The following is a 16866-nucleotide window of genomic DNA, read 5'->3' on the forward strand; positions in this document are numbered from 1 at the left end:
ATCTATTAATCACATTGAGAGCAAAAAAAGCAGCCACTATGACGACTGATACTGAAAAAAACCTTGATATCGAAAAAAGCCTTGAGAAACCAAAAAAAACGCCAAAGCAAAAGATATTGTCTGTTGCTAAAAACCTGCTTATCTATGGCTTGGTATTTGCTGTCATTTATACCGCTATTAACTGGTGGCGCCAACCGGTCATGCCAGCCAATCCGCAATTGCAGTTGACCGACTATCAAGGGCAGAGCGTTGATTTAGCAGCAATGAGTCGGGATAAGCCAACGTTGGTATATTTTTGGGGACCCTGGTGTCCGGTTTGTCGGGTGACGTCGCCGACGATAGATAAGCTTGCCGCTGCAAATGACTATCCTGTGGTGACCATTGCGATTAAATCAGGCTCTGACCAAGAGCTGCACAGCTACCTTACTGAACACAATTATCAATTTACCACCGTCAATGACCAAGAAGGTGAGATATTCGCCGATTGGCAAGGGCAAGTCACGCCGTCTTATGTCGTTCTAAAAGATGGTGAAATGACGCAAGGATTGACTGGTATGCAGCCACTTTGGTCGCTGAAATTGCGCTTATGGTTGTCAGAAGTTTTTTAGCGCTTAGCCAATTAGGTATAATCTAATAAATAGACAATCAAATTTGCCAGACGTATGATTTAATAGACAAGGTATTGATGCTGACATAAGTACTTGGTTTTGGCTAAAAACAGGGCGATACTGGTCAGCTCTTTTTACCCTCCGCGTTTTGTCATATAATAGCTGCCGTTATCATATTCACTTTTCTCATTATTCTGCTACCTGTTAAAGATATTTTTTGTTGCAATCGTCTCATTAGTATTTATGATGGACGTAACTATTTTTATAAGCAATTCATAAGCAACACGTTATAAGCAAAGTTTTCTAAGCAAAAGGCTAGCATCGATTATCAAATATTTGACCCCATATTATATTTAACCTTAAGCCTGAATTTCAAACGCAACCTCTAACCATCATCTTATAAGACACCTTCTATGACTGATAAAAGTAACGATACACCAAGCCAAGATTATAAAGATACCCTAAACCTTGCCGATACGCCTTTTGCGATGCGTGCAAACCTTGCCAAACGTGAGCCAGATTGGCTGGCTGCGTGGGAAGCGGATGACGTGTACGGAAAAATTCGTCAGGCGCGTACGGGTGCGACCAAATACATTTTGCATGATGGCCCTCCATACGCCAACGGTCAGATTCACTTAGGTCACGCGGTCAATAAAGTATTAAAAGACATTATCGTGAAGTCAAAAACCTTATCGGGCTTTGACGCGCCTTATGTGCCAGGTTGGGACTGTCATGGTCTGCCTATCGAGCAAAAAGTCGAAGCTAAAGTCGGCAAAGTCGGTCAAAAAGTCTCTGCGACCGAATTTCGTGGTCTATGCCGCGAGTATGCAAGTACGCAAATTGAGCTGCAAAAGGCAGACTTTAAACGTCTAGGCGTGTTTGGTGATTGGGACAACCCTTATCTAACGATGAACTTCCATCAAGAAGCTAACATCGTGCGCGCACTTGCTAAAATTTATGACAACGGTCACGTAACCCGCGGTATGAAGCCTGTTAACTGGTGCTTAGACTGTAGCTCTGCGCTAGCTGAAGCGGAAGTTGAATATCAAGACAAAGTCTCTGACGCTATTTATGTGAGCTTTGATGTGCTGGATACCGAAAAGGTTGCGGCATTAAGCGAAATTGACGGCAATATCGCAGCCGTCATTTGGACGACGACACCTTGGACGCTACCTGCTAACCAAGCAATCGCCGTACATCCTGAGCATGACTATAGTGTGGTCTTAACTGAAAAAGGTAACTTGTTACTAGCCGCTGAACTTGTCGAAACCGCCCTAAGCGAGCTTAAACTTAGCAATCAAGGCGTATTGGCAACGGTGTCAGGACGCGAGCTTGAAGGTCTGCGCGCCCAGCATCCACTGATTGCAGACCGCCAAGTACCACTAATCCTAGGCGATCACGTGACTACCGATAGCGGTACTGGCCTCGTCCATACGGCCCCTGGTCACGGTCTTGACGATTATATCGTTGGCCTGAAATATAACTTGCCCGTTGAAAACCCAGTAAGTGGTACGGGCGTCTATTTAGACAGCGCGGCGGTATTTGCCGGCGAGCATATCTATAAAGCCAATCCGCAAATTATCGCTACCTTAAATGATAATGGTCATTTAATCAGCCATACCAAAATTGAGCACAGCTATCCGCATTGCTGGCGCCATAAGTCGCCGATTATTTTCCGTGCAACGCCGCAGTGGTTTATCAATATGGAAACCAAAGGTTTACGCGAACGTGCGCTTGCCGATATCCCTAAGGTCAACTGGACGCCAGCGTGGGGACAAAACCGCATCGAAGCGATGATGACCGGTCGCCCAGATTGGTGTATCTCACGCCAGCGTACTTGGGGCGTGCCGATTGCCTTTTTCACTCATAAAGAAACCGGCGAGCTGCATCCTAATACGCTTGAGCTGATGGAAGTTGCTGCACAAAAAATCGATGCTGGCGGCGTAGAAGCTTGGTTTGATGCCAGCTGTGAAGATTTCTTAGGCGCGGAAGCCGCGGATTATGATAAAGCAACGGATACGTTAGACGTTTGGTTTGACTCAGGAACGACGCATTTTGCCGTCCTTGAGCAGCGCGATGAATTAACCAATCCTGCTGATATGTACTTAGAAGGTTCTGATCAGCATCGCGGTTGGTTCCAGACGTCACTGCTTACTTCTGAGGCGATGTACGAGCGCCCACCGTTTAAGCAAGTATTGACCCATGGTTTTGTCGTCGATGAAAACGGCCGCAAGATGAGTAAATCACTGGGTAATATCATCACGCCGCAAGACGAGATTAATAAAACCGGCGCGGATATGCTGCGTTTGTGGATTGCGTCGAGCGATTATCGTTATGAGATGAGCGCAGGTAAAACGGTCTTTAAAGGCGCCATCGATATGTATCGCCGTATCCGTAATACCTTGCGCTTCTTGCTGGCTAATACCGATGACTTTGACTCTGCGACCAATAGCGTTGATATTAATGAGCTGGTCAGCCTTGATAAATTCATCATTGAGCGTGCGCAGACGGTACAAGCGCAAATCATCAGCGCGTATGATGCGATGGACTTTCACCAAGTCACCCAGCATATCACTGCGTTTTGCTCACAGGATTTAGGCAGCTTCTATTTAGATATTATCAAAGACCGTCAGTACACGACCCAAACTGATGGACAGCCGCGTCGCTCTGCGCAAACGGCGATTTACCATATCGCTCATGCGTTGATTCGCTGGATTACGCCAATCTTGTCATTCACCGCGCAAGAAGCGTGGGAAGTATTGGAAGGTAAAAACGGCAATGACGCAGGATACGTGTTTACCGAAGAATGGTATACCTTCCCAGAGTTTGAGCTAAGTGCCATCAGTACCGATGACTGGCAACGTATTATGCAGGCAAAAGATATGGTCAATAAACATATCGAAACCGCACGCGGTGAAAAAATCATCAATGCCAACTTGTCTGCTGGCGTTGATTTATATGCCGACGGTGCGATGCATGAAAGCTTGGCCAAGCTTGGCGAAGAGCTGCGTTTTGTGCTAATCACCAGTAGCGCGACTTTGAAGCCAATGAGTGCTGCCCCTGCTGACAGTCAAAACAATACTGCCCAAACTGATAACAATGCCGATGAATCAGTCGATTTAGTAGTCGAAGTCAGCGCCGCCACTGGTACTAAATGCGTACGCTGCTGGCATATCCGCGATGATATCGGTACAGATAGTACGCACCCAGAATTATGTGCTCGCTGCGTGACCAACGTCGCAGGCGTGGGCGAGGTGCGCCATTATGCCTAAATCAGCGCCTAACTCTACGCCTAATCCGACAGACTCATCGGAACATAAGCAACCGCAGGTTGAGGTTGATCATTCGCCTAAACCTGCACATGCGACCACGGGCAGCTCAACCACGCCCAAAAGTCGCCTGAATAAGACCCCAAAAATGGTTACTAATGGCAGTCGCGCTTTTATGTGGTACTTGCTATCACTGGTTGTGATTATTATTGATCAGTGGACGAAGTGGTTGGCTGAAACCAAGCTAAACTTCCTCGAGCCCGTACCCGTGATTGAGCCGTTTTTAAATTGGACGCTTGCTTATAATTATGGTGCTGCCTTTAGCTTTTTGGCCGATGCAGGCGGTTGGCAAAAATGGTTTTTTGCTGGACTTGCACTAATTATGTCGCTATTTTTAATCGGCTATCTGGTAAAAGCGCCGCGTAAAGCCAAGTTGTTATCATTGGGTCTAGCCTTGGTGCTTGGCGGCGCCATTGGCAACCTGATTGACCGCTTGCTCCATGGTCACGTGATTGACTTTATTCATGTGCATTATGCTGACGTTTGGCATTATCCAATTTTTAATATTGCCGATATTGGTATTTGTATTGGTGTGGCGTTGATTGTTATTGATATGCTGTTTTTGGAAAAAAAGCGTGATGCTTAAATGATATAAATAAGATGACTTTGTAAATAGGCTACCAAATCGGTAGCCTATTTTTTTTGCGTTTTTGTCGAGAGATAGCATATCGAATCTTATCGATAACGTAAGCCATATAGTCGAATGGCGCGAAAAACGCTAAAGTATGATCAGTTCAATATAAAAAGGTTGCTGCCATGTCTGATAATCAAACGTCTAATAACCAAACGTCTAATAACCCAATAAAGCCTATTGCTCAAAAAAAAATCTCAGCTTCTGACGACATTAATGATAAGAACAATAATGGTAATGGCGTGACTTTATCAGTGATACAAGCAGATATCACTACGCTAAATGTCGATGCCATTGTCAATGCTGCCAATTCAAGTTTGCTTGGCGGCGGCGGTGTAGACGGCGCGATTCATCGGGCAGCTGGACGTGAGTTATTAACATATTGTCGTACATTGAATGGTTGCCAGACAGGCGATGCTAAAATCAGTCCCGCGTTTAAGCTGCCTTGCCAATATGTGATTCACACGGTAGGCCCTGTTTGGCATGGCGGCAATCAACATGAGCCAGAGCTACTCGCCAACTGTTATCGAAACTCACTAGATTTAGCCGTCAAGCACAATCTTACTAGCATTGCCTTCCCCGCTATTAGTACCGGTGTTTATGGTTACCCGCTGGATAAAGCAACCAAAGTAGCAATTGATACAGTGCAAAATTATGTGTTAAATGCTCTAGAACAGGCGACTAATTTCTCTATCCGCGAAGTTGTCTTTTGCTGCTTTTCAGCCAGCGATGCCGCTGTTTATAAACAAGTGTTAGAGTCGATTTAAAGCGATATTTATAAAATCATTAAACATAAAAAAACCACTAGCAATAGTGGTTTTTTATTTTGAACGTTGCAATTCATTCCTACATTTAAAACAACGTAATCATGCATCATCTGCATGTGTTTGCTTAAACTCAGCATACTCAACTTGATACAATGAGCCAAGACGTTGCTGCAAGTCGCTATCTAAAATCTTTTTCGCCTCTTTAAAAAACTTGTTTTCTTCTTCTTTTAAATGATGGCGTACCTTATGAATCAAATCTGCACAGGTGCTATCCCATTTCTCTTGACCAATACGTCCATCATCCAAGGTTTCCATCATCTCATCCATTTCATGATGCTCAGTAATGGCATGCCGAGACAAATCAAGCCCATCATCATGCTGCATGACGGGCACATATAAATGGCGCTCTTCTGCTGCCGCATGCGAGTGTAATTCAAGCTTTAACTCTTCATAAATGGCTTTACGCTGCGCCTCATCTTTCGTGCTTTCAAGCTTATCGCATAACGCCCGCTGTATCTCATGATTGTCGATTAAGGCTGCAAAGATATCTTGTGTTAAATCAACTTCGTTAGCATTATTATTGTTATTACTCATTACTTTCCTCTTTAAAGTTATTGCTACGTTAAGTATTCAAATGGTTCTATTTAATCCTCAAGTATCATAACAATAATAAAAGCCGCTATTGTCATCTATCAGTTAGCAATAGATAGTCATTTGGTTAAGGTCAGCATTCAACAATGATGAATCAGAAAGTTATTCAATACTTTAATCAATGCATCTGTCAAAATCTAGACAAAAGGCAAATTTTCCAAGAATGCAAAGTCTTTACCCGCCAATATAAACAACAATCCTGCCAAATTAATAATAACGGTTAAATAATAAGTAATACGAAATTCAGGCTTTTGCGACTTATGACGCAAGTAGGTTTGCGCGACCATCGCCCCAACCCAACCGCCAAGCGCACTTAGCAGATGCAATGTTGACTCAGGCGTCCGCCAAGCGCCACTTTGGGCAGCAGCTTTGTCTTTGGCATACATGCCATAGGTAATGACGCCTAATACCGCGTACCAAGCAAGTACCAGCCAGCTTAGCTTATTCATGACCACCAATAAAATTAAAACCCCATAAAAGCCAATACCAAGAAACAAGCGTTTCTTTTGCCCTGCTTTAAACTCTGCTTGGGCGCTGCGTTTATGATTCCGCTGCCGAATTTGGCGGTTCTTTTGAGCCATTTTTTGCTGCACAAAGCTGAGTTCTTGCACATCCTTTGCCTGCAAGCGACCCTGATTGTCTTGCCCCACTATAAAAACCACTTGCTCGCCAATTTCGGGACGACGCTGGGCTTTAAACGCGCTGACATGAAAAAATACCGACTCACCCGCAGCGGTTTCGATAAAACCAAAACCTTTATCGTCCTGCCATTTTTTAATATGACCTTGTTGTTTATTTGCCATCGGTTTTGCCATAAATACTTCGCTCTCTCTTAGATTCGCCAAATATATTACACTATTTGCGTTACACTATTTAGGCTTACAACTTATCCCAGATGACTTATCATTTGCGACATTATTCTTAACCATATTTTTAATTATTTTTCGACTCCAGCAATAGGTAGCTTTTACTATGACCGATTCTCAATTTATCACGCCTAATGAAGACATACGTATCACCCACGGCAGCCTTGTGAAGCTGCATTTTGAAGTATCGCTAGAAAACGGTACCGTGATTGACTCAACCTTTAACCGCGATGCGCCTGTGACGCTGACGATTGGCGATGAGAGCTTTTTACCGGGTTTTGAGCAAGTGCTGATGAACCTACGAGCTGGCGATACACGCACGGCTCACCTTGAGCCTGAGCAAGCGTTTGGTGAGTGGAATCCTGATAACATCCAGCATTTTAGCCGCACCCAATTTGCCTTGGTCGCTGACAATCCTGAAATCGGTATGCTGGTCGAGTTTGAAGACAAAGGTAAAAACACCCTGCCCGGTACCATTAGCGCCATCAATGACGACGAAGTAGAAGTCGATTTTAACCATCCACTTGCTGGTCAATCGGTACTTTTTAAAGTAAAAATATTCCAAGTCACCCCACCGGGCGTCACAGGTATCAAGCTGATGTAGTATAAAAATAGCTCTGTATTAAAATCAAAAAGGACAGATACATGCAATACCAAACACTGCCACAACTCAATGAAAAAGTTTCAAAAATTTGCTTAGGGACGATGACGTGGGGACAGCAAAATAGCGAAAGCGATGCGCATGCACAGATGGACATGGCGCTTAATGCAGGCGTGAACTTTTGGGATACCGCTGAGATGTATCCGTCGCCGCCTGATAAAGACAAACAAGGCGATACCGAACGCTTTATGGGCACATGGTTTAACAAAACCAAACAGCGTAACAAGGTCATTCTTGCCAGTAAAATATCACCGATGAATTTTTTACGTGACGGTCAAACGCGCTTTAATGCCGCGCATATCAGTAGCGCCATCGATAGCAATCTTGAGCGCCTACAAACCGATTATATTGATATTTATCAGCTACACTGGCCTGAACGTCAAACCAATTATTTTAGCCAGCTCGGTTACACTGAAGAGATGGCAGCGCAGTCGCTAGATGATTTGACGCCTTTTTTGGATACTATCCAAGCACTAAATGATGAGATTAAAAAAGGTCGCATTCGTGCTTATGGACTATCCAATGACACCGCTTGGGGTCTGATGCGCTATCTGTGGGAAGCGGAAAAAAATGGTTTAATCGCGCCTATCACGGTGCAAAATCCTTATAGTTTGCTAAACCGCGTATATGAAGTTGGCATGGCAGAGATTGCCCATCGTGAAAATGTCGGTTTACTTGCCTACTCGCCGCTCGGCTTTGGGGTACTGTCTGGTAAATATCTTGACGGTAAACGTCCTACTGGCGCGCGCCTGACGATGTATGATCGCTTTGCTCGTTATACCAATGAAGAAGCACTATCAGCCACCGCCAAATATGCCAAAATCGCAGCAGATGCTGGTTTGGATATGGCGCAAATGGCATTGGCCTTTGTCAATTCGCGCTCGTTTGTCACCAGTAATATTATTGGGGCGACCACCACTGAGCAGCTGCAATCCAATATTGATAGCATCAACTTAACTTTAAGCGCAGATATCTTAGCTGCTATCGAAGCGGTACATACCCAGCATCCTAATCCGTCACCATAATTTTACGTGGTCATAGATTGATATTGTTCAGTTTTCAATAACCTGACGTTCAGGTATTGGTATAGCAAAGAAAAAGGCGCAAATCGTTAGTATTAACTACTAAGATTTGCGCCTTTTTTATGACTACTTTTCTGCTACTACTTTTTCTATTAAAGCTTTTCTATTTTAGACCGTTTGATGCTTGCTTATACTTTAGCTGCTTTCGTTAATACGCGTGAATGTAATTCAGCCAAGCCTTCATGCATATGCGCTTGTAATAAATCAGTCAGCTCACTTTTGCTCAAGCCTTTAGGATCTATCGGCTCAAGCGGTAAGACAAAAGCCGTCACGTCTTTACTATCAAGCACCTTTTTTAAACTTTGCTTCATCGTCAGCTTACCGTAATAAGGTAACGCTTCACTCAAAGTGCCGTCCTTATTCACATAAGCAATTACTAGCGGGCGTACAGGCACGTCCGCATCTATCGCCGCTTGTAGCAAGGTGCCGTGGATACGCTTAATTTTTTTGCCATCAGTGGTAGTCGCTTCTGGAAAAAAGATTACCGAAAAGCCCTTGGTTAAAAAGGTAGCAATTTGGGCAGCGACCGTGCCAGCATCACCGGAACCACGCTCGATAAATACCGTCCCTGCCGCATACGCCAACTTACCAAATATCGGCCAATCGCCAATTTCGGCTTTTGATAAGAAAAAAGCAGGGCTTAGCGTACCCACTACCGGAATATCCATCCATGACACATGGTTAGAAACCCATAGACCGTGGTGTTGCTCTACGCGCTCGACTGCCACGACCTGTACGCCAAAAGAGCCTGCCATTTTTCGGCAAAACGCTTGAATATAGCGCGGCAGTTTTTCGCGTGGTGGCTGTTTAAAGGCACCAATACGTTGGGCGGCGCGTAGTCCGCCAGCGATAGTGGTGGTCATGCCAGCGATTTGTTTGCCGCGACCTAATTGCTGTTTGAGTGAAAAGCCTGACTTAGATTGGCTCATCTGTGTCCCTCGTGGTTAAAAACTTATGGATTAAAACTTATTTATTAAAAAGCCTATTTATTAAAATAGCTTATATGGCTAAAAAGCTCATTGCTTAAAAAACGTATGATTATATCTCGTAAACAAGCGTCATGAGTATAACAAAATTTATTCATTCAGTGACGACTTGTACACTGAGTTATGAGTGGCTTTTGTTAATATTTTGCAATAGTTAGCTATCAGCTCATTTTTACGCCTCTCATTTTTACTTTACCACCGCTCGACAGATTAGCACGTTTAGAAAAGCCAACCTTGTCGTTAATAGCCTCTTTCCGAAAACCCTAATACTTTCATTATTAAAACATTTAATAATAAACGCTGTAACATAAAAGTATGGCTAATTGCCTTAATACGCTTTAATATCAAGTGATAAGACCACATATAGAGGGTCATACGAAGGCTATAGCGACGCTTAACAAACCGATATTAGCCATCTATTTACTTAATGACATAGGTGATACTCTTTGGATTATTTTGAAAGACATGAAGGTGGCGAGCGCGCCATTATAGTACATTTAGACATCCGCCAAATTCAAGATCCTGATGATCTAAATGAATTTGAGCTGCTTGCAGATTCGGCTGGTGCCGATCGTTTGGCACTGGTCACAGGCTCACGTGCACGTCCTGATGCCAAATACTTCGTTGGTAGCGGTAAAGCACAAGAAATAGCAGAATTGGTACGCGAACACGACGCTGATATCGTCCTTTTTAATCACAATTTATCGCCATCACAAGAGCGTAATATTGAAGCTTTGGTACAATGCCGCGTCCTTGACCGTACGGGCTTAATTTTAGATATTTTTGCCCAGCGCGCCCGTACTTACGAAGGTAAGCTACAGGTTGAGCTTGCGCAGTTGAATCATTTATCGACACGTTTGGTACGTGGTTGGACGCATTTGGAACGCCAAAAAGGTGGTATTGGTCTACGTGGACCGGGTGAAACCCAGCTTGAAACGGATCGCCGCTTATTACAAGTACGTGTAACGCAGCTAAAAACCAAACTTGAAAAAGTACGCCAAACTCGTGCTCAAGGACGAGCGCGTCGGCAAAAATCAGACGTGCCGACTATCTCACTTGTCGGTTATACCAACGCTGGTAAATCTACCCTGTTCAATCGCTTGGTTGATGAAAATATTTACGCAGCGGACAAATTGTTTGCCACCCTTGACCCGACCTTACGCCGTTTAGACTGGCAAGGCGTCGGTCGCGTGGTTTTAGTTGATACCGTTGGTTTCGTCCGTCATCTGCCGCATGAACTGGTCGAGTCGTTCCATGCAACCTTAGAAGAGACGTTAGAAGCTGACTTACTACTGCATGTTATCGATTCGTCTAGTGAAGATATGCATGAGCAGATTCAAGCGGTAAAAGACGTACTTGCTGAAATCGACAACGATGTGCCTGTGCTCAACGTTTACAATAAAATTGATATCACTGATGAGCCTGCGCACATTGGCTACGCTAAGGAAGGTCAGCCAAATCGGGTTTATGTCTCTTCTCGCGAAAACTTAGGTATGGAAGAGCTGTCCCTTGCTGTGCAGCAGCTATTAATGGGCACTTTGACCACCTTTGATTTGACCCTACCTTATAATGCGGGTCAATTTAAAAACACCTTGTATGAGCTTGGCGTGATTTTAGAAGAAAGCTATGATGATAATGGTCATGAATGCTTAACCATTCGTCTGCCAAGCGACAGGCTTAAGCAGCTATTAGGTCAAGCCAATTTAAAACCGTTAGACGTATTGCCGTTGGCACAGGCAACATTGCTAATGCCGATACTTGAAGAGTTTGAGCAGATTGATGAAGAAGATAATCATGATGAAGAAGAATCTTTAACGGCAGAGGAAGAAAGTGCCTTTGCCGAGTTTGAAGCGTTAAATTCTGCGGCACAAGAATCTGATTCGCAAAGTTAAATAACCTCGCCTCAAACTATTTACTCTAAATGATATTTAAAAAAGGACGCTATTGTTTGATAGCGTCCTTTTTATATGCCCTGTGCTTAGTTACTGTTGTATGAGAGATTTAAAACTGCTTCATACCCTTATCATAGCTGCAATCTACGCTTAGGCTTTATTAGTGCGCCTACTCTCTATATAATCAGGCACTATGCTTGCGTTAAAATGTTACATTTAGAAAGCAGCTGTTAAAATCTCTATGTTAAAACGCATCCGAAAAATAATACCAGTAACACTCAGTTGCGCAGTTATTAATACTGCTAGCTATTGATGCAGTAGGATTTTTTATAGTCACAGCATTAAATGCTATGTACTTTTATTAGCTCCCATTTATACCCTCTCTTGTTATATTTTATTTGGCCAAAATTGCTTATGAAGCCTTCTTCTTCTTCGAACATACCCTTATGGATGGCGTTAATATTGACGCTGATACTGGTTGTGGTGGTTCGTGAATCCGCCGTCATTATTTGCCAATGGGCCGGTATCGAAAAAGCCGCCAATATCGTTGGTCTGCTGACAATGTTTGTCATATTGATGGTTTGGCGACTGGTAAAAGGGCTGCCCAGTTGGCTAACCCAAGCAAGTAACACCTTATTGGTTGATAGTGGCTTTGCTTTTCTACCCGTTTCTGCGGGTGCAGGCTTGCTGCTATTCGCATTAGGCGATGAATTTTGGGGTGTGATGCTGACGATGATTATCAGTACACTTATCCCGCTTTGGGGACTGGCTATCCTTGCCAATCGCTCTCTTAATAACAGCGGCGATACAGACAATACGCTTAACGACAATCTGAATACGACCAACAAGCAGAAGGGACAGCATTAAGCTGTAGGGACAAGGCAACGTTATGAGTTTTGATAGTGTGTTTACAGCAACCCTTGCTGCAATATTATTAACCTTGGCAGCGCACGTTATTGCCCGCGTCCTCGCGCGCAAGCTGTCATGGTTGCCAATGGTCATCACCGCATTGGTATTAGTTCTGCTATTTTTGTTTATTTTGCAATGGGATTACAACCATTATTACAGCGTGGCAAAACCGGTATTCGACCACTTATTAGGCTATGTGACGGTATTACTGGCCGTACCATTGGCAGCGATGAACTTTAAAGGCTTGCCGGTTAAAAAACTCACTATGATTGTGGCGTTGGCGAGCGTGGTTGGTGCCTTGCTACCCATGTCGCTGGCCTATCTATTTTCACTGAGTAACGAGACCATCTTGGCATTTGCCACCCGTTCAGTGACCACACCCATTGGTCTTAGCGTGGCAGATTTGATTAAAGCGCCACTAGCGATGGCAAACCTGATTATCATTGTTTCAGGACTTATTGGCGGTACGTTAGCGCGCTTCTTATTTCGCGGTATTGACGACGACCGCGCCAAAGGCTTAGCACTTGGCTTAGCAGCGCATGCCTTTGGCACCGTAGAAGCGTGGCAAATCAGTCATACTGCTGGACGTTATGCTGCCTTTGGCTTGGCCGTTAATGGTTTGGTTACCGCTATTTGGGTACCTATCTTTATTAGTGCGTTATCGTCTTAAAACGATTTAAGCTAAATGTAAACACAAAGCCCATCATCCTTGATGGGCTTTGATTTTTAGCTAAATTATTCATATTTTATGGACTTTTTTACCGCCATTTCTTGATGGTCTTTACCACAAAGATAAAGGCAAAAACCTCGCCATTATCAGCTGCTGAGCAGCATCCCTTCTATTACCATCTTGATTTCATTCAAATTTTTTTACAAATTAAAATAACTTTTGACTGCGCGTGCACGCATTCAGATGTGGCAAAAACTTATTTTGTGTTATAGTAAACAACTATTATTTTTTGTATCTATTGCAAGTGGTTTTGTTAGACGTGGATTCGTAGGTAGTCGCCATATTTGGTTACTATAAAATCCTACAGACACGATAACCGCTTTGACGCGCGACCTGACGCGCTTATAGGCAAAGCAATTTGCTATTACTCGATAAAAAGTGATAACCCTATGATAAATATTGCACCTTTAATGACGCGCTGCTTGTCTTCCGTTTTACTGACAGCTATTGCCCTCCCTATCGCCGCTCAAGCAGGCAATATGTATATCTACAAAGACAAAGGCGGACAAGTACTCCTTACCAACGTCAATCCTAGCGGTAATTTTGATAAATTTAACAAAAAAGTAAAAACCACCTATTATAAAGATTCTAACGCTTACAATGCCGGTAGCAATACTAGTGCTGATTACGGTAGCAGCACGGCAAGTAGTAGCGGCAGCCGTAACTCTTACGATAGCTATATTCGTGCTTCAGCCGAGCGTCATGGCGTAGATCCTGCGCTGATGAAAGCTATGATGCATACCGAATCTGCGTTTAATCCCAATGCTCGCTCACCTGTCGGTGCCCAAGGTTTGATGCAGCTGATGCCAGCGACTGCCCGTCGCTTTAAGGTCAGTAATCCATGGAATCCTGCCGATAATATCGAAGGCTCAGCGAAATATATCGCTTGGCTGATGCGCCGCTTTAACAATAACGTTGAATTTGCCGTGGCTGGCTATAATGCCGGTGAAGGTAACGTCGATAAATATAATGGCATTCCACCGTTTAAAGAGACGCGTAACTATGTCAAAAGTGTGATGAGCCGCTATCATAGCCTATATAAAAATGATTCAGCGTTATCAGGCAAAACCATGAATGCCAATAATGCGAGCAGCACCACTAACGGCAGTGGTATGCAAAATGTCAGTTATGGTACCAGTAGTAATACCAACAGTGCCAGTTACGCCAACTCTGCTTACTTAGCGCTACGTTAATACTGATCATTAATATTTACACTCAGCATAACTAGCTTATCTTTTAAATCTTGCAGAAGTAAACAAACACAAAAAAGCCCGTTATATCAATAACGGGCTTTTTTACGATTTATACTGCTTGTTCTATATTACTTAAAGCTTACTTGCTAGCAGCTTGAGCGGCAGCAACTTCAGCAGCAAAGTCTTCTTGCTTCTTCTCGATGCCTTCACCAACTTCTAGACGTTTGAAATCAAGTACTTTTACGCCTTCAGCTTTTAGTACGTCACCAACTTTTTTCTCATTGTCCATCACGTATGGTTGACGTAGTAACGTTACTTCGTCTAGGTACTTACGTAAGCCACCTTCGATCATTTTTTCAACGATGTTGTCAGGCTTGCCAGACTCTTTCGCTTTTGCTTCGATGATGTCTTTTTCGCGTGCTAATACATCAGCATCTACGCTTTCATCATCTACTGCAACAGGGTTGAATGCTGCAATGTGCATCGCAAGGTTTTTGCCCGTGTCTGCACTGCCGCCTTCATAAGATACAACCACACCGATACGTAGACCGTGGCGATATGCAGCAATGTTTGCGCCTTCAAGTACTTCAACACGGCGGATTTGGATATTCTCACCGATTTTTTGTACTAGAGATACACGTGCTTCTTCAACCGTTTGACCGCCGCCATAAGGTAATGCAGAGATAGCTGCAACGTCAGTCTCATTGTTTTCTAGCGCGATGTTTGCGACTTTTTCTGCAAAGGCAGTAAAGTTTTCATCTTTTGCAACGAAGTCAGTTTGGCAGTTAACTTCTAACAAGAATGCTTTGTTGTCGCCTTGAGCGATAATGATAGCGCCGTCAGCTGCAATGTTACCCGCTTTTTTAGCCGCTTTCGCTTGACCTGATTTACGTAGGTTATCAATGGCAACTTCAACATCACCATTTGACTCTTCTAACGCTTTTTTACATTCCATCATGCCAAGACCAGTACGGTCGCGCAATTCTTTTACCATTTTGGCAGATACTTTTACTTCTGACATAAGAGTTACCTTTTATTATATACATGAATATTGTTATGTAGGGGTATGCTTAAAATCTATTCGATAACTTGATTAATATTAAGTAAACATTACTCTTAATATTAGACTTAAGCCTTAATAAAACCACTCATATTTAATGATTATTCATATCATCAAAAAAGCAATGTGGCTCGTATAGACGATAATACTCGCCCAATCATGACACGCTTATTAATTTTGACCATAAACCATTAAGAGCAAGGCATGACGAGTAAAACTACATCATGCCTTTTATGAGCTTATATGCTGTTAATAACCTTATATGAATGCTGATAAGATAACTATCAAGACACCGTTACAAAGTTAAACCTTAGCGGTCAGCGATTTATTCTGCTGGAGTTGCAGCAGCTTCTTCAGCTTTAACTTCAACTGGCGCTTCTTCAGCAGCAGCAGGTGCTTCTTGATCAGCTTTGCCACCAGCTTGAGTTTGTGCGTATTCTTTACCAGCGATAATCGCATCAGCCATAGAAGTTACATACAAAGTCACGGCACGGATAGCATCATCGTTAGCTGGGATGATGTAATCAACGTTATCTGGGTTAGAGTTAGTATCAACGATACCGATAACTGGAATACCTAGGTTTTTAGCTTCTTTGATAGCAATGGCTTCATGATCTACGTCTACAACGAAGATTGCGTCAGGTAGGCCGCCCATGTCTTTGATACCGCCTAGTGAACGCTCAAGTTTTTCCATATCGCGAGTACGCTCTAACGCTTCACGCTTAGTAAGCTTAGCGAAAGTACCGTCTTCAGCTTGTTTTTCTAGCTCTTTTAGACGGTTGATTGACTGGCGTAGTGTTTTCCAGTTAGTCAACATACCACCTAACCAGCGATGGTCAACGTATGGCATGCCAGCGCGAGCTGCTTGCTCAGCGATGATACCGCTTGCTGCGCGTTTAGTACCCACGAACAATACTTTGTTTTTCTTAGCAGCTAGGCCGTTTACGTAAGTCAATGCTTCGTTAAACGCTTTTACTGTGTGCTCTAAGTTGATGATGTGAATCTTGTTACGGGCACCAAAAATATATGGACCCATTTTTGGATTCCAAAAACGTGTTTGGTGACCAAAGTGAGCGCCGGCTTGTAGTAAGTCGCGCATTTCGATTTTGGTTGGATTCTTTGTAGCCATGTTAAATGTCCTGTTGGTTGGGTTATGCCTCCACATCACAAAAACTGCCTATCTAGCGACACGCATCTGCCCTTGTTAATGCTCATCAATAGCGCATTAAGCCAATAGTAACTTTGGGCAAATTAATCAAGTCGCCAAACACCCAGCAATTTTTTGCCATGATGTGTGTGTCATTGGTTGATGGGTTGGTTTAAAAAATGAGCTATGATTCGAACGTAAAGAATAATACTAAATGCTAAAAAATAGCTGGGCTGTATTTTATCATATAAGTGAGAGTGACTGCTAGCGCTATTATGATGTTTAAGGGGATGATATTCCATAAAAAAAACGACGTCTAAACGTCGTTTTTACTTGTTAATTTTACTTATAGCA

At 43.3% G+C, this 16866-nt stretch carries 15 protein-coding genes; 10 read left to right on the plus strand and 5 right to left on the minus strand.

The window, feature by feature from the left end:
- Nucleotides 1-38 precede the first annotated feature (38 nt).
- The 4 genes from JMX50_RS11590 to JMX50_RS11605 all read left to right on the plus strand — a co-directional run bounded on the left by JMX50_RS11590 (nt 39) and on the right by JMX50_RS11605 (nt 5335).
- The gene (locus tag JMX50_RS11590; protein WP_201629622.1) at nt 39-608 is read left to right on the plus strand and encodes a protein disulfide oxidoreductase; all 570 of its coding nucleotides are present in this window, start codon (nt 39-41) and stop codon (nt 606-608) included.
- Between the two features lie 413 nt (nt 609-1021).
- Entirely contained in the window at nt 1022-3880 is a 2859-nt protein-coding gene (ileS, locus tag JMX50_RS11595) for an isoleucine--tRNA ligase (protein WP_201629623.1), read from the plus strand.
- A complete protein-coding gene (gene lspA, locus JMX50_RS11600; protein WP_201629624.1) occupies nt 3873-4523 on the plus strand; it encodes a signal peptidase II in 651 nt (216 codons plus the stop codon). The genes ileS and lspA overlap by 8 nt, the downstream gene beginning before the upstream one ends.
- A gap of 170 nt (nt 4524-4693) precedes the next feature.
- A complete protein-coding gene (locus JMX50_RS11605) occupies nt 4694-5335 on the plus strand; it encodes an O-acetyl-ADP-ribose deacetylase (RefSeq protein ID WP_201629625.1) in 642 nt (213 codons plus the stop codon).
- 99 nt (nt 5336-5434) lie between these two features.
- On the opposite strand, the gene JMX50_RS11610 is transcribed toward JMX50_RS11605, so the two are convergent.
- Both JMX50_RS11610 and JMX50_RS11615 read right to left on the minus strand, forming a co-directional pair.
- Nucleotides 5435-5929, minus strand: coding sequence for a hemerythrin domain-containing protein (locus JMX50_RS11610; protein ID WP_201629626.1), 495 nt, complete (start codon nt 5927-5929; stop codon nt 5435-5437).
- Between the two features lie 194 nt (nt 5930-6123).
- A complete protein-coding gene (locus JMX50_RS11615) occupies nt 6124-6801 on the minus strand; it encodes a DUF1294 domain-containing protein (protein WP_201629627.1) in 678 nt (225 codons plus the stop codon).
- 157 nt (nt 6802-6958) lie between these two features.
- On the opposite strand from JMX50_RS11615, the gene fkpB reads away from it, so the two are divergent.
- Together fkpB and JMX50_RS11625 are read left to right on the plus strand one after the other, a co-directional pair.
- Nucleotides 6959-7456, plus strand: a complete 498-nt coding sequence (fkpB, locus tag JMX50_RS11620; protein ID WP_201629628.1) for an FKBP-type peptidyl-prolyl cis-trans isomerase — start codon at nt 6959-6961, stop codon at nt 7454-7456.
- A 41-nt stretch (nt 7457-7497) separates the two neighbouring features.
- Nucleotides 7498-8538 carry an aldo/keto reductase gene (locus tag JMX50_RS11625; protein ID WP_201629629.1) on the plus strand — a complete coding sequence of 347 codons (1041 nt, stop codon included), beginning with the start codon at nt 7498-7500 and terminating at the stop codon, nt 8536-8538.
- A 185-nt stretch (nt 8539-8723) separates the two neighbouring features.
- Here the strand turns inward: JMX50_RS11625 and JMX50_RS11630 are convergent, their stop codons facing one another.
- On the minus strand, nt 8724-9524 hold the full coding sequence (locus JMX50_RS11630; protein ID WP_201629630.1) for a lysophospholipid acyltransferase family protein: 801 nt from the start codon (nt 9522-9524) through the stop codon (nt 8724-8726).
- A gap of 503 nt (nt 9525-10027) precedes the next feature.
- Between JMX50_RS11630 and hflX the strand changes: the two genes are divergently transcribed.
- The 4 genes from hflX (at nt 10028) to JMX50_RS11650 (ending at nt 14305) form a co-directional block, all read left to right on the plus strand.
- Nucleotides 10028-11473: a ribosome rescue GTPase HflX gene (gene hflX / locus JMX50_RS11635; protein ID WP_201629631.1), complete on the plus strand. Its 1446-nt coding sequence runs from the start codon at nt 10028-10030 to the stop codon at nt 11471-11473.
- Nucleotides 11474-11887: 414 nt separating this feature from the next.
- Complete coding sequence (locus JMX50_RS11640) at nt 11888-12340, plus strand: CidA/LrgA family protein (RefSeq protein ID WP_201629632.1); 453 nt, start codon at nt 11888-11890, stop codon at nt 12338-12340.
- A 22-nt stretch (nt 12341-12362) separates the two neighbouring features.
- Complete coding sequence (locus JMX50_RS11645) at nt 12363-13052, plus strand: LrgB family protein (RefSeq protein ID WP_201620210.1); 690 nt, start codon at nt 12363-12365, stop codon at nt 13050-13052.
- 449 nt (nt 13053-13501) lie between these two features.
- The gene (locus JMX50_RS11650) at nt 13502-14305 is read left to right on the plus strand and encodes a lytic transglycosylase domain-containing protein (protein WP_201629633.1); all 804 of its coding nucleotides are present in this window, start codon (nt 13502-13504) and stop codon (nt 14303-14305) included.
- 139 nt (nt 14306-14444) lie between these two features.
- Here the strand turns inward: JMX50_RS11650 and tsf are convergent, their stop codons facing one another.
- A complete protein-coding gene (gene tsf / locus JMX50_RS11655) occupies nt 14445-15326 on the minus strand; it encodes a translation elongation factor Ts (RefSeq protein WP_201625063.1) in 882 nt (293 codons plus the stop codon).
- A gap of 364 nt (nt 15327-15690) precedes the next feature.
- Nucleotides 15691-16494, minus strand: a complete 804-nt coding sequence (gene rpsB / locus JMX50_RS11660; protein WP_201629634.1) for a 30S ribosomal protein S2 — start codon at nt 16492-16494, stop codon at nt 15691-15693.
- Nucleotides 16495-16866: the final 372 nt, after the last annotated feature.

This window comes from Psychrobacter maritimus, assembly GCF_904846345.1.
GTDB classification, from domain to species: domain Bacteria; phylum Pseudomonadota; class Gammaproteobacteria; order Pseudomonadales; family Moraxellaceae; genus Psychrobacter; species Psychrobacter maritimus.